8 protein-coding genes are annotated in these 14,897 nt (G+C 39.5%); 4 read left to right on the plus strand and 4 right to left on the minus strand.

The genetic code is table 11. The features are described 5' to 3' along the window. Positions 1–503: 503 nt before the first annotated feature. The 3 genes from pflB to ACFO6W_RS00470 are packed head-to-tail and all read left to right on the plus strand — an operon-like array spanning position 504 to position 4,327. On the plus strand, positions 504–2,735 hold the full coding sequence (gene pflB, locus ACFO6W_RS00460; protein WP_379993337.1) for a formate C-acetyltransferase: 2,232 nt from the start codon (positions 504–506) through the stop codon (positions 2,733–2,735). A 58-nt stretch (positions 2,736–2,793) separates the two neighbouring features. Further along, complete coding sequence (gene pflA, locus ACFO6W_RS00465) at positions 2,794–3,510, plus strand: pyruvate formate-lyase-activating protein (protein WP_379993338.1); 717 nt, start codon at positions 2,794–2,796, stop codon at positions 3,508–3,510. A gap of 28 nt (positions 3,511–3,538) precedes the next feature. Further along, the gene (locus tag ACFO6W_RS00470; RefSeq protein WP_379993339.1) at positions 3,539–4,327 is read left to right on the plus strand and encodes a formate/nitrite transporter family protein; all 789 of its coding nucleotides are present in this window, start codon (positions 3,539–3,541) and stop codon (positions 4,325–4,327) included. A 76-nt stretch (positions 4,328–4,403) separates the two neighbouring features. On the opposite strand, the gene ACFO6W_RS00475 is transcribed toward ACFO6W_RS00470, so the two are convergent. The 4 genes from ACFO6W_RS00475 to ACFO6W_RS00490 all read right to left on the minus strand — a co-directional run bounded on the left by ACFO6W_RS00475 (position 4,404) and on the right by ACFO6W_RS00490 (position 14,691). Further along, the gene (locus tag ACFO6W_RS00475; RefSeq protein WP_379993385.1) at positions 4,404–5,747 is read right to left on the minus strand and encodes a DEAD/DEAH box helicase; all 1,344 of its coding nucleotides are present in this window, start codon (positions 5,745–5,747) and stop codon (positions 4,404–4,406) included. A gap of 138 nt (positions 5,748–5,885) precedes the next feature. Then, positions 5,886–7,919 (minus strand): hypothetical protein, encoded by a 2,034-nt coding sequence (locus tag ACFO6W_RS00480; RefSeq protein WP_379993340.1) that lies wholly within the window; start codon positions 7,917–7,919, stop codon positions 5,886–5,888. 424 nt (positions 7,920–8,343) lie between these two features. Beyond that, complete coding sequence (locus tag ACFO6W_RS00485) at positions 8,344–12,336, minus strand: hybrid sensor histidine kinase/response regulator transcription factor (RefSeq protein ID WP_379993341.1); 3,993 nt, start codon at positions 12,334–12,336, stop codon at positions 8,344–8,346. 711 nt (positions 12,337–13,047) lie between these two features. Then, positions 13,048–14,691: a family 43 glycosylhydrolase gene (locus ACFO6W_RS00490; protein WP_379993342.1), complete on the minus strand. Its 1,644-nt coding sequence runs from the start codon at positions 14,689–14,691 to the stop codon at positions 13,048–13,050. A 56-nt stretch (positions 14,692–14,747) separates the two neighbouring features. On the opposite strand from ACFO6W_RS00490, the gene ACFO6W_RS00495 reads away from it, so the two are divergent. Then, positions 14,748–14,894, plus strand: coding sequence for a hypothetical protein (locus ACFO6W_RS00495; RefSeq protein ID WP_379993343.1), 147 nt, complete (start codon positions 14,748–14,750; stop codon positions 14,892–14,894). Positions 14,895–14,897: the final 3 nt, after the last annotated feature.

Here is a 14,897-nt window from a genome sequence, read left to right on the forward strand (position 1 = left end):
ACGAGTCAGAAAACCTGCCAGAGCAAATTTTGTCAGGTCTTTTTTGTGTCCTACTTTTTTATACGTGGAAATTACTCTGGTAAAGTCTATGTATCCGGAATACAAAAAAGGATTGTCTAAAGAGGTTTTATGAAGATAAAGCTGTATACGCTTATTATTGTATGTTCATAGTATTAAACCATGCCTAAGTATGGTCTCATGTATGAAATAGTACTATACGATACAAATAATTGCTTATATTCAGATAGTTATATCTTTGACTTCTATTGTCAGAAGACCTGCCAGAATTGATCAATTAAAAAGCTTTCGGGAAATAAGGCTTGAGAACCATAAAAAGATTCTCTCACTACAAGGTGAGGATTCATTATTATTTTTTCTGTTTCCTTAAGTTCCGAGAGCCATGTTTATTCTTTTTTAGAAGAAATTGGGCATGCTTTTTGTGATATATCTATATGTCCGGTTTTTAATTATTGAAACGCCAAGTTGAATTTAAATAATAACAAATGGAAGCATATAAAGATTTTAAAGGGACCAAGTGGAAAGAAAAAATCGATATAAATGATTTTATCTTAAAAAATTATACAGAATATACAGGAGATGAATCTTTCCTGGAAGGCGCAACAGATGCCACTACAAAGCTATGGAATAAGCTAAGCGAGATGTTTAAGGTTGAAAAAGAAAAAGGTGTTTATGACGCTGAAACCAGAATTCCTTCTCAGATCGATGCTTATGGCGCAGGGTATATAGACAAGGATCTGGAAAAAATAGTAGGTGTACAGACAGACAAACCTCTCAAGAGAGCTATCTTCCCTAACGGCGGGCTTCGCATGGTACAGCAAAGCCTTGAAGAATACGGCTACAAACTCGATCCGGTTACAACAGAAATATTTTCCAAATATCGTAAAACTCATAACGAAGGTGTATTTTCGGCATATACCGACAGTATCCGCCGCGCCAGAAGCAACGGCTTATTAACAGGCCTGCCCGATGCATACGGACGTGGTCGTATTATCGGAGACTATCGCCGTATTGCTCTTTATGGTGTAGACAGGTTGATTGCCGAGCGTGAAAAGCGTTACAAGGAATGTGACCCTATCGTTATGACAGATGATCTGATCCGTCTTCGGGAAGAACTGAATTCACAGATACAGGCACTGAAAGCCCTGAAACGCATGGCTGCTGATTATGGATTCGACATTTCAAATCCCGCGACCAATGCTCAGGAAGCTATCCAGTGGACGTATTTTGGTTATCTGGGAGCTATTAAAGACCAGAATGGCGCAGCAATGAGCCTGGGACGTGTGACCACCTTCCTCGATATTTACATCGAACGGGACTTAAAAGATGGCATTATCACAGAGAAAGAAGCTCAGGAGATGATCGACCATTTTGTAATGAAACTCCGTATTGTTCGCTTCCTCCGTACAAACGAATATAATGAACTATTCTCGGGAGACCCTGTCTGGGTTACCGAGTCGATCGGCGGAATGACCAATAACGGGCGTACGATGGTAACCAAAAACAGTTACCGTATGCTGCACACCCTCTATAATTTAGGCCCGGCACCGGAACCGAATCTTACAATCCTGTGGAGCGACCGATTACCTGAGGCATGGAAGAAATACTGTGCGAAGGTATCTATCGATACATCTTCTCTCCAATACGAAAATGACGATCTTATGCGTCCGCAACTGGGAGATGATTATGGTATTGCATGCTGTGTATCGCCAATGCGTATCGGGCACCAGATGCAATTTTTCGGAGCCCGTGCCAACCTGCCGAAAGCATTGCTTTATACTATCAATGGAGGTAAAGATGAGAAAACAAAGGCTCAGGTATTGCCTAAACACTGGGTAGAAAAGATTTCGGGCGATTATCTCGAATTTGACGAAGTATGGGAAAAGTTTGACCGTACCCTCGACTGGGTTGCCGAGACTTATGTGAAAGCACTGAATATTATCCATTATATGCATGATAAATACTCATATGAGGCCCTCGAAATGGCTCTGCATGATGTAGATATCGTACGCACACAAGCCTTTGGCGTATCCGGCCTTTCTATCATCGCGGACTCGTTTGCCGCCATAAAATACGGAAGAGTACGTATTGTAAGGGATGCTGACGGAGATGCGGTAGACTATATACAGGAAAAAGATTATGTTCCTTTCGGAAACAATGACGATAATACAGACCAGTTTGCCATAGATATAGTGGAGACGTTCATGCAAAAAATCCGTAAGCGCAAAATGTATAAAGACGCGATCCCGACCCAGTCGGTATTGACTATCACATCTAATGTCGTTTATGGCAAGAAAACGGGAAATACTCCAGACGGACGCCGCGACGGAACTCCTTTTGCACCGGGTGCTAATCCGATGCACGGACGCGATACCAGAGGAGCCGTAGCATCATTGTCATCGGTAGCTAAACTTCCGTTCGAACATGCAAACGACGGTATATCTTATACATTCGCCATCACTCCTAATACACTGGGTAAGAACCGTGAGGAAGAGGCTCAGAACCTTGCAGGACTGATGGATGGATATTTCTTGCAAACGGGTCATCACCTGAATGTGAATGTGTTCGACCGTCAACTATTGGTTGATGCGATGGAGCACCCCGAGAAATACCCTCAACTCACAATCCGTGTATCCGGTTATGCTGTGAACTTCATCAAGCTGACTAAAGAGCAGCAGCTGGATGTTATAAACAGAACAATTACAACTACGTTCTAATCTCACATAAAGCTAATAAATCAGGCAGTTAGAAATTTTCTGCCTGATTTTCTTCAATATGAAAGGTCGTATTCACTCGTTTGAAACATTCGGCACCAAGGACGGGCCGGGTATCCGCTTTGTATTCTTTATGCAAGGCTGCCCATTGCGCTGTCTCTACTGCCACAACCCTGATACATGGAGGCCAAATGAGGCCAAATATGAACTGACACCTCAACAGGCTTTAGATGAAGTAATAAAAGTAAAAGCATTTGTTAAAGGAGGTGTCACTGTTTCCGGTGGGGAGCCGATGTTGCAGCCGGAATTTGTATTGGAGTTATTCAAACTATGTAAAACCGCAGGGATACATACCGCCATAGATACTTCAGGCTTTCTGTTTAATGACAAGACAAAGGAAGTTTTGTCCTATACCGATCTTGTGTTATTAGATATCAAGCATATAAATCCCGATAAATACAAAGAGCTAACTGCCAGACCTCTTGAGCCTACCCTCAACTTTATAGAGTACCTCGCCGAAATAAATAAACCGGTCTGGTTAAGGTATGTACTTGTCCCTCATTTCACAGATAATGAGGAAGATTTGCATGAGTGGGCCCGGTACGTAAGTCAGTTCAAAAATGTGGAACGCGTTGATATCCTGCCTTTTCATCAGATGGGAATACATAAATGGGAGCAGATCGGACAAGAATACAAGTTGAAAGATATAAACCCTCCATCAAATCAGGAATTGAACAAGGCGGAGGTTATTTTCAAAAGCTATGGACTCAATGTATAATCTCTATTCTTAATTTAAGAGACAAATAATGAAAAACTACAACACTCCGAAAGAAATCACCGCGGAGTTTGCCAATTCAGGCATTTATAAAAGCGATTTGCCATTATCCAAATTCAGTGTGATAGCCATACTCGGAGGAGTATTTATTGCCTTCGGCGGATTGCTCTCGGTTATGGTTGCAGGGGGAATACCCGGAGCAGGTGCAGAAAATCCCGGACTGATTAAGTTTATCGCCGGAGCGCTTTTCCCTGTCGGGCTTATTATAGTATCCATCACCGGAGCAGATTTATTTACCAGTGACTGTACAGCGTTTACACTTCCCCTATTGGAGAGAAGGCTAAAGACTTTTACTCTCATTAAGCTTCTTATCCTCTCTTATCTATTTAACTTTATTGGCTCCCAGGTAGTCGCTTATCTGCTCTCGTCAGGAGTCGGATTATTTGACAAGGACCCCTGGCAACATTACCTGCATCACTATGCAGAAGTAAAGGTAAACCAAGACTTTATGACCGTCCTTATCAAAGGAATCGGAGCCAACTGGCTGGTTTGTCTGGGAATGTGGATGGGATATGCGGCAAAAGATATTATAGGAAAATGTATAGGTATATGGATTCCTGTCATGCTCTTTGTCACTCTGGGTTATGAACACTCCATAGCCAATATGTTCTTTATTCCTGCTGCAATTTATTCGGGTGCGGATATTCTTTGGCGTGATTTTATTCTCCATAATTTAATTCCTGCCACACTGGGCAATCTTATCGGAGGGGCTGTTTTAGTCGGATGTGTCTATTGGTACCTGTACTCAAGAGAAAAATGATCTTCAATATATTAAGATAACAGGCATTTACTTTATAAAGTAAATGCCTGCTTTTTATTCTTATGATTAGTGCCAATCAGTCAATATTCTTTATAACATTCCTCGCCAACTCTATCTTATATCTCTTACCTTTCATTTTTTCATCCTTAATATTAGACAAAAGTGTTTTCACAGCCGGAAAACGGACAGCTACAAAAGAGATAAAGTCTTTCACTTCTATCAGCCCCAGATCGGCTTTATCCAGCTTTCCCTTCTGCAAAAAGAAGCCGACAATATCACTTTTATTCAACTTATTCTTCTTTCCCCCACTCACATAGATTGTTTTGTATCCGGGCTTCTTCGGTAAAGGTTTTCCTGCTTTTAGTTCTAATATATCCGTATTTTCAGGGATGTAGTTCGGAGTTTTATCTTCTTTATACAATACAATATATGCTGTACCGGAAGCATGCATACGAGCTGTACGACCATTGCGATGAACAAATTCACTTTCTTTGGATGGAAGATGGTAATGAATTACATGTTTCATCTCCGGAATATCCAGTCCTCTGGCGGCTAAGTCAGTTGTAACCAAATAATTCAGGCTGCCATTCCTGAATTGAACAAGTATTTTTTCCCTGTCGTCCTGATCCATCCCTCCGTGATAATATCCGGCCTGTATTCCTTTCTTATTCAATAAATCACTGATGCGTTCCGCTACTTCCCGGTGGTTACAGAAGATAAGCGCCGGCTCGGAATCGAGGGAACATATAAGCTGAAACAATGATTCTATCTTGTCCTTTTCCGGCGACAGTACAAGTTTAATAGAAAGAGTATCGTTCTTTTCTTCTTGTGTATAATCAAGAATCACAGGTGATTCCATCTTTACAAAATCAGGTATCTCCACATCGGATGTTGCGGAAAGTAAAACCCTCTTCTGCAAGTTTGGGAATTGGCTGATAATCGTATTCATATCATCCTGGAAGCCCAGTTGCAGGGATTTATCGAACTCATCCAATACTAATGTTTTCACAGAACCGGGATTAAAGGATTTCCGCTCCAAATGATCTTTCAGTCTGCCCGGTGTTCCTATAAGTATAGCCGGAGGATTACTCAAATTATTAAGTTCCGTCTCAATGAAATGCCCTCCATAACAAACATTCACTTTAAATCTTGTTCCCATTTTCTTCCAGACCTGTTCTATCTGGAGGGCTAATTCACGGGAAGGGACAATAACGAGGCATTGCACGCTTTTTACATCTTCCTTTAATAACCGGAGAACAGGCATTAAATAAGCAAGTGTTTTTCCTGAACCTGTAGGAGACAACAGGATCGTATTTTGTTTATTAATGATCGTATCCCGGGCAGCAATCTGCATTTGATTCAGAGCTTCAATTCCCAGATTAGATAATATGCTGTTTGTTTGATCTTTTGTTTTCATTATGCAAAGGTAAGGTATTAACCAATCAATAAAAATTAATAGCATATTTTTCAATACTACGTATATGTACAAATAAATAACCAGCCCATCTTGTATATTCAACATACAAGATGGGCTAAACTATTTCATTAATATACCGCTCTATTTTCCTTTCAGAAGAAACTCTTCGGCTCTTTCGGGACTCATCAGCTCCCACAATGAAGCTACAACCCATCCCGGAGCAAAGATGTCATTATAAAAGCCTTTACCATTTTTACCATAATCCCAATTCGTATGCTGCACTACTTCAGGATAATAACCGGTTTTAGCAACACCACACATATGACCTTCATACGGTAGTAACTGCCCCATAGACGAACGTATAACCTTGATAAAGTTTTCGAAACGAGGTTCCTTAAATTCTATTGAGAGCCAGTCTAATACTGAACCGAACTCAAAAATGAATACATCGATATGATTGTTCTCAACAGATACATTACCCCATCCGCGGGTCTTTAACCCGATATCTCCCAGCATTTGACCTTTGGCAAAGGGAACATCCCACATGTAGTACCACGACAGGGTAAAATATGCGGCCTTCCTGCACAGACCGGCGTAATATTGTCTTTCCTCACCTTTCGAGATAAGCGCTAAATAATAGGTTGCAGAAGCGGCATACAAAGAAGCTTCTTTATCTTCACAATTGGCATCGAGAGTAGATGAAAAATAATCTGCCTTATCTATCAATTCTGTTTTCAGATACTCGGCTGTCTTCTTCGCACTCTTCAGATAGTTGGCGTCACCGAAATATTTATATGCCATCACCAGAGGCAGAGTTGCTGACGGAGTGCTACCCCCGCTCTTATCGACAATACTAAAATCATCCTTAAATTTACGGGGAAAACTTCCATCTTCATTTTGTAAACGAAGTACCCTATCCAAAATAGTTTTTATGCGGGCTTCCCATTCCGGATGCTTTCGCCCTTTGTCCTTCTCGTATTGCAGATAATGAAACATCGCGTATATACCCTCCGACTGCCTGCGTATGCTGAACACATCGGTTTCTTTTCCTGCATCCTGATCGACATATTCCCGGAAAAAACCATTTTTAGTAAAACCATATTCTAAATAGCTTGCAAATACTGAATTGCTATTATTCACCAGATCAGACCGCCCATTCATCTCTCCATATTCATAGGCATTGAATGCATTGAGCAATACCCGCCCGATAAATCCGACCTCTGCAATTCCGTTCTTTTTACAAGTGGCAACCATAAGATGTGCTCCGGAAGAGAATTTCAATTCTTTATCGCTAACAAAACTGTCGGCAAAATACGAAACTATTGTTTGTTTCATCTTTTCGGGAGTAAAAGAGTATTGAGGGTCGAGCGGCTTTGGCTGGTAAGTATCGTAGCTATACTCCCACACCTGCTTCATAAAATCTGAATAATCGGCAGCTTGCCCCATAAACACTTCCCATTCCAAATTGATCGTTTCTCCCTTCTTTATTTCCTGAAAAGCTTCTATAGCCGGAGCTAATGTCAGTTTCCGGATATAGCTTTTAGGTGTTTCCTGAAAAGGATAACCGAACGAAAGGTTTGCATTGCCGTTTATTTCCTCAAATCCGGTGTAGCCCAGAGAGGTTCTCCCCGAAACAATGACCTCACCTTCTTTATGGGTTGTCAGAGCATCATACTCAGGAAGATCGATACGTGCTACAGTCATATACATCCCGCTTTTCTCATTATAGATACCCGTGAGCGGAGTACTCAGGCGGTCTTCCCTCACCGTCCAGCCGGACGATGTGTGAAACGAAGGAGCTTCCTTCGGAGACAGTAAATTGCGGCGATACCAGAACCCGGGCATCAGAAACTGGCAATTGGAATGTATATATCCTGTGGATATATTCTGTGAATACTTAAAGTATGTATCTTCATCGGCTGTGACAGATACTTTGATCCGGATTTTATTATCCGTTTCATTTACTTGTCCGGATATATGCAGAGGCAATGGTTTGCCGGGTTCCATACTATATCTTCCGTTACCGGTTTCATTTTTTCTTAACTTATAGCTGACTGCAGGGTTACCCGGAACTTTTACGGATAGGCTTGCGTCCAATCTGATGGGATGCCCGACGGCATAACTCGTACATACAGCCAACAGGCTGATGCAAAAAATAAATAATCTTGTTAACATATATCAATTATAAGGTTTGAATCCTCCGATGTTTTTCGAAGGAGCTATTAATTTTTCTCTTTTTTAAGAACAGAAATCCGGGGAGGTCGTGATGGGGGTATGTTTCGCGCGTGGTATAGCCCGTATATACGGCCCATAGGCTCTTGCGGAAAGTAAATAATCTTGTCGACATAAATATATCAGTTATGAAGTTAAATTCCCGGATTTTATTATCTGACAGGCCTTTTGCAAACTTGCTTTCACAAAAAGCGATCGAATCCCGTATAAAGTAATATTATCAATCAGTTGTACTCTTTTAATAGTCGGAATCGAAATAGATGTTTTTCAAAATGTTTAGCGAATAAATTACCCTGTAAAGATGGAAAATATGAGACAGGCAATACGACATAATTATGCCAATTGATACAACTTTTGTTTCATGGATTCAATCTCCATATATTTGCTTCCTGGTATTAGCAAAATCTTTGGGTAATATACCAAATTGCTTATGAAAACATTTGGCAAAATATGAAGGTGAATTGAATCCGACCAAATAACAGACCTCATTAATACGGCTGTTTCCGGCAAGTAATAATTCAGCTGCTTTTTTTAGCCGTTCGAGACGTAAATATTCATTCGGGTTCATATTCAGAATCCCTTTAATCTTTCTGTAAAAAACAGACCTGCTCATATGTAAAGTCTCTACCATATCATCCATATTAAATTCGGGGTTATCAATATTGTCCAATATAATTTCATTCATCTTCTTAAGGAATTCTTCATCAGCCTTGGTAAATGCCATAGAATTGGCCGCTACAAGAGGAGAATTGGCAAAGGCTTCTTTCAGCTTTGTCCGATTATGTATCAGATTCGATGCACAGGCTTTCAGGTATTCTACCGAGAATGGTTTTTCAATATACATATCTGCCCCTGCTTCCAATCCCTCTATCTTGGACTGGAGAGTCGTCTTCGCGGTAAGAAGAATAACCGGTATATGGCTATAATCTATATTTGACTTCAGTATCCGGCACAACTCAAACCCATCCATATGAGGCATCATAATGTCTGTTATGATCAGATTTACAATATTGTAGTCAAGCACATCCAACGCTTCTTTTCCATCTACGGCGGTGAATACAGTATATGCCGAGAGTTGCCTTACAATAAAGGTCAACAATTCCGGGTCATCTTCGACAATCAGAATCGCCGATTTTGAAGAAGGGTCTTCCGGTTGGACTATAGCGGGAGACAAAGATATTTTATCATCATCGTCGGCCCTAACAGGCAATAATAAACAGAAGCTGTTGCATCCGGTACAGTCTTCGATATATAAACGACCTTGATGAAGTTGTGTCAGCGAACGGGATAAAGCCAAGCCGATTCCTGTACCAGGCAATGGTTTCGAAGAGGTGAGGTCGTTGAGCCTGACAAAAGGTTTGAAGACTTCTTCCCGCATATCCGGCGAAATAATATTACCATCATTTTTTATAACTACCCGCAGGTCTCTTTTTTCGTCATTAAGATCTAATTTTACTTCTATATATGTATGCGCGTACTTTACGGCATTACTGAACAGGTTACTGATAATTTTGGTAAATGCCTCTTTGTCTATATGAGCATACAAATCTTCATCCGGTAGATGGAGAACAAAACTCAGATTCTTTTGTTGGGCCGACAGCTTGAATTGCAGGTAACAGCCCCGCATTATTTCAGAGACATTGCATTCGATAAAATTGAGTTGAAGACCTTTGCTCTCCACTTTCCGGAAATCGAGTAGCTGATTTGTCAGATTCAACAAACGTTCTGTATTGTGATTCATTATATTTAAATCTTCCCTTATGGCATCATCTATACAACCGGCAAGAAGAATGTTTTCCAAAGGCCCCTTAATTAAAGTCAGAGGAGTTCGTATTTCATGTGCAACATCTGTAAAAAATCCGATTTTAGCATCATAAATCTCCAGGGCTTTCTGCTGTTCAAATTTTTCCATCTCTCTCCGCTTCCTCATTGCTGTGCGCTTCTTTAGATTATAAACAGTATAATAAACAAGGGTGACAAATATCAAAACATACAAGATATAAGCCCATTGCGATAAATAGAAAGGAGGTAAAATCCTGATAAAAAGAACTTTCTCATTTTCTAATGAAGGACTTGAGGAATCGGAAATTTTCAGCCGGAATATATAATCTCCGTATCTGAGATTTGAGTAATTGATCAGCGGGCTTTCGGTCATAGACAGCCAATCCTTATCGAATCCTTCCAACTTATATTTTAGAATATTTGTATGGGGTGACAGGTAACTCAGGGCAGCCACCCTGAAACTGAACGAATTTTGTTTCGAATTGAGAATAAGACTATCTGTATATATAATACTTTTATATAAAGGTGATTTCTCCTCCCCTACAATAACTCTTTTATTATATATTAAAAAATCGGTTATAACCGGAGTCGGTTTATATTTACTTTCAGAAAAATCTTTAGGATCGAATTTTATAAAACCATCTATACTCCCCATAAAAAGGCTTCCATCCTCAGATTTAAAGCCAGACCTGTAATTGAATTGGTTACTCAGGATTCCATCTACCACCGTATAGTTTTTTATAAAGCTATCTATTGGATTAAAACATATAAGTCCCCTGTTGGAGGTGATCCAGAAAAGGCCTTTATTATCTTCCACAATCTGATATATGACATCGTTAGGCAAACCATGCCGTTCGTCATATCTTATAAAGGTTTCTGTTGCCGGGTCAAATCTGCAAAAACCACGGCCTTGGGTGGTAATCCATATTTGGTGCCGGCTGTCTTCAAATATACTTGTCACCTTATTGTAAGGCAAGCTCTGCTCATCTGTTTCGTCATGCAGATAGTTTTTCCATTTCTTTTTATTTATATCATAGCAGAAAACCCCATCAGAATAAGTCGCCAACCAAAGGTTGCCATGTATATCTTCCTTGATATCGTATATGAATTTATCATTCAACTCCCAAATTTCGGAAAAATCGTCAGAGGCACCATTGTACTTAAGCAACCCAAATAAAGTGCCCAGGTATATAGTTCCGTCGGATGTACGCAGCATGGCAAAAATATTATCATCGTTTAACGAATTAGGCGAACTCCCTTTATTATAGGATTTTATATGTCCTGTTTTTCGGTTTATCACCTTCACTCCTTTCGAAAATGTGCCTACCCACAGGTTATCGCCATCGGGCAAAAGACATTGAACATTGGAAAAAGCTCTACTGGCCTCAAAAAACGAGATCTTATTTGTTTGTGGATTATAGTAACTAAGTCCCCCGTCTTCCGTACTGATCCAGATAAGCCCCGAAGAGTCGGCACAAAACTCCCTGACTCTTTTCCCCCTCAGGCCATTCGAGGAATCTGTAGGATAATATTTGTTGAAACGTGTATATTGCTTAGGATAATAATTCAATCCGCCGAAATATGAGCCTATCCAGATGCCTTCTTCCCTATCCTTGCATAAACTGTAGATAGCATTGTCCGACAAAGAATAAGGATCGTAAAAGGAACTTTCCAGATGCAAGTAATTATTGGTCCGGAGATTATAAATATATATACCCGATTCGGTTCCCAGCCAAAGTTCATTATCCGAATTTGCCATTATGTCGCGAATGAAGATCTTCTCATGGCTATTATCTATTAACAGTAAATCACGTACTTTTCCCGAAGAAATACTAAGTTCTTTAAGGCCTCCTTTTACCGAACCGATATATAAGCAGTTATATGCTCCCTGAATGATTTTAAGGATGACATCATTTCTAAATACTTTTTCTCCCTCGTCGCTAATAAATTCATTAATGGTTTTCAGATTATCTTTCGAATAGAAGAGCCCTTCCCTGTAGCTTCCCAGCCATAAAACTCCATTTCTATCTTCTTTAAGGCATTCAATATTGGATGAGATATTATGTTTTTTGAGATCATAGTTCTTGAGTAAACCAGATTGTACATCATAACAGAAAATCCCCTGAGATTCGACAGCGATCCAAATATATGATCCATTCCCTTCTATAGCCGATATAGTCTTATTAATAACCACTTTGTTATCGGCCTGTAATAAAAACTGGTTAAACTGCTCTGTATATGGATTATACACATATATGCCGGCATCCGTCCCCACCCATATTTTACCCCTATTATCTTCATGTAGTACCTTTATATAATTATTGCCAATACTGTTCTTATCGAGAATATCACGCTTAAATGTGCGGAAAGAAAAGCCATCGAACCGGTTCAGTCCATCCTTAGTTCCTACCCAGAGAAAGCCTGTACGGTCCTGCAATATAGCATTGACTGTGTTCTGCGACAATCCTTCCTGTATCCCGTAATGGCTAAAATAATATTGCGTCGATTGGGAGGAAAGATATGTAAAAAAAGAACACAGTGACAACAAGAGTAAAAACTTCAGAGTATCCAATCTCATAACCTGATATAGATTGTATATTAGCTATTTACGTTTATTTTATCCAGATCCATCCAGATTGATAAGAGATTTTCCAGTAAGATAGTCCGGATATTTTTGCATTTTAAATGCAGACTTTTCTAAAAGAGTTATTTGATTATTACATTTTCCACATTTCTATTCATCGCCAGTCTTTTTAGTCTTCACTGTCCGATATAAAAAATAAGGCAAGGAAATTTATTTGGTTAACAATATGGCGCAAACGACCTATACGCAAATGTATTGCTATATATCATCCCAAAATGAAAATTTCATCTCATATAATGAAATTTTCATCCCATGCCAATCCAAAACCATCAACTCTTCAAAATTGAGGACTAATAAATAATACGAATTCGTATTTACGGGATATTATTAACTGAACCGTCTCCCAATAATTTTTAATAAGGATATAAATATAAGACAAAAAATACTATACATAAATGGTGAATTATTATTGTTTATGCCTCTGGCGCGCAAAGCTCGATAGCAGGATAAAATTATACTAAAAATAATTGTATGTTTTCAAAATACTTTATCTATATATAGCTATCGACATACCGTTCTTTGAAGTATTGAAAAAAAAGGATTCCCTCCCGGTTTTGTGAAAAAGAGTATAGAGTCGTCCTAACATTCAGGCGGACAACTCTATTCATATAATACCCATTTTAAGAACGGCTCATATTCAGGCGTTTATTCAAAAAACGGGATAAGGTTCATTGAATATGATGGAGTACCGTTACCGACTATCGGCCATTCGTCATTATCCCACTTTACCCTATCCAGCATAAGGTTGCGTTGACTGCTGCCATTATCTATATAGGCATGATAGAGCATCCAGTCTACTCCATTGTCATCGGTTACGATTCTCGAATTATGCCCCGGCCCGGCAAATGTACCATCTCCTTTTACAACAATTGGTTGGTAATTAGACGGATTCCATGCATCAAATGTTTTCATATCTGTTCCCGCCCTGTTCAGATATGGGCCCGTAAGGCTTTCAGATCTTCCAACCATTACTTTATATGAACTGGTCATACCTTCGCAGCACGCTCCGGTAGATACGAATAAATAGTAATATCTACCTCTTTTATGAACATAAGGTGCCTCGAAGGATTTACCGGCAATCAATGTTTTCTTCGTTAAATCTTTCACAGCCATGCCATCTGACGTCAATTCTGTCATATATATACCATAGAAGCTTCCCCAGAATAAATAACGCTTGCCATTTTCTTCAATGAAACAAGGATCGATGGAATTATGAACCCCTATTTCTGCACTAACAAACAGTTTTCCATCAGAATTGCCTGCCGACGGCACAAAAGGCCCTTCAGGCTTATCAGAGACTCCCACTCCTATACCGCATGTAGCACCTCCGCCCCATTTGGATATAGCGTAATACATCACATATTTTCCATCATAAAAATTAATGTCCGGGGCCCACATCCCGGTATCATTCACATTATCATCAGTGAAATCGGGCCGTTTATTAAATACCTCGCTCTTACTACCTCCAATGCGGGGCCAATTTATGAGATCAGTAGATCTATAGCCCCTCACAATACCGGATGTCACATATAGATAAAATTCTTTTCCGACACGGATAACCGTCGGGTCAGCGTAACTGCCTACTATGACCGGATTTGTCAAAAAGGCCTCGTTACCTTGCTTTAATGTAACTGTATATTCTTTTGATGTGCCATCCTCTCCTTCTATGCTGTATACGATGGGTTTAGTGAAATCGTGCCTGGCAGTTCCGCTCTTTTGCACTACTTTGTTTACTTTAACGATCGAGTTTTTTTCAGATGTAGTAAATTCCGGCTGCAAAGAGGTAATATCTATGTTTGACGGTATTACATTTTCATTCGAGATCTCCCCGGTTTCAGCATTTATTACGGGTTGATACTGTTCCATCCGTTTTTCTGGAAAAGTAAATGTCTTAAAGGTATTCGATAAGTCCGGTTTAGTTATTTTGACTGTATATGACTTTTGCCTGGTATCGCCTAAATAGAGATCATAGACACATTCCGTCGAAAAGTCGTTTATATTATTTCCGCTTAGTTGTACCTTACCGTTGACTTTGAGAATCACATCTCCGTTATTTACTTTAAATTCGACAAGTAATTCTTTTAGATTGACATATGCCGGGAGTTCTTCTTTATTGCTGATTGTATTATTCACATTGTCGACATGAAGCACATGATTAACTGACTTTTGATCCCATACTGAGAAATAAGTAATTTTTCCTTCAGAAATCTTATTTTCCGAATCTTTACACGAACATAGATATGATATGATAATAATCAGAAACAGCTGATATATAAATATTCTTTTCATAAATTTTTCAATTAAGGGCAGTTTATTTAAATCGGGTTGAGCAAATTGTCACCTGTATGATTGTCTTTAGTCTATCCGAAGACGAAATAAGACTGATAATCGTTTATGCGTTTACACCTTCACAGGCGTCATTCCACAAAACCAAATCTACAAAACTATATATGGGGCTATCTGCAAATAATCCGACAACCCCATATAACTAAAAG

The sequence above is a fragment of the Dysgonomonas termitidis genome (genome assembly GCF_042654545.1).
Lineage (GTDB): Bacteria > Bacteroidota > Bacteroidia > Bacteroidales > Dysgonomonadaceae > Dysgonomonas > Dysgonomonas termitidis.